The following is a 734-nucleotide window of genomic DNA, read 5'->3' on the forward strand; positions in this document are numbered from 1 at the left end:
GCTCGATGCGGTCGTTGAGGTAGTCCCAGAAGGAGATCCCGAGTTTTCGGCAGGTCTTCTTCAGGCTAGCGAAGGTGTCACGGCAGCGGCGTCCTAGATCGCTGCGGGTCCCGCCGCTGATCTTGCGCCATTTGACGTAACTACGGATGTCGTTCTCGCTGCCGTTGGTATGCAGTGGGATGTCTGGGCGCAGGAGCACCAAGAGCAGTTCGCCCTGATGGGCCTTCAGGCGCTTGAGGGTCTGATTGAGGGTGGCAAAGGACGTCTTCTGGCTGAAGATGGTCTCGAAGCGCGTCCGCAGATCCGCGACGGCGGCGGGATCGGGAGCGCGCTGGTAGGCCTTGAGGTCGGCATACAGCGTCCAGATCTCATCGCGCACCCGCTCTTGATCCTGGCGCTGGCGCTCATTGAGCGGGATGAGCTTGTGAATCAGGCGCTCGGCGTGCACCCAGCAGAGGGCATGCAGCAGGATGGCGAACTGTCCGGCACCATCGCTGACGATGGCCAGCTCGCGCGAGAGGCCTTTCGCCAGCAGTCCGCCGAGCAAGGCGCGCAACAGTTGCGATGCGCTGATGACGTGCCTTGGTGATGCCAAGGGTCTTGAGCTGTGCCTCCCACGCCGCGGTGGTTGCAAACGCCACGACCGGTTGGGCCGCGAGCGCTTGGCACAGCGCGCGCGGCAGGCCCTGATCGCGCCAGTACGTCAGCGCCTCGTCATTGAGGCAATAGACGGG

At 63.9% G+C, this 734-nt stretch carries 1 protein-coding gene; it reads right to left on the minus strand.

The window, feature by feature from the left end; translation table 11 throughout:
* A partial coding sequence (locus G3480_RS27125) for an IS66 family transposase (protein WP_240906118.1) occupies window positions 1–556 on the minus strand: 556 nt, incomplete at its 3' end.
* Window positions 557–734: the final 178 nt, after the last annotated feature.

This window comes from Thiorhodococcus mannitoliphagus, assembly GCF_010915725.1.
Lineage (GTDB): Bacteria > Pseudomonadota > Gammaproteobacteria > Chromatiales > Chromatiaceae > Thiorhodococcus > Thiorhodococcus mannitoliphagus.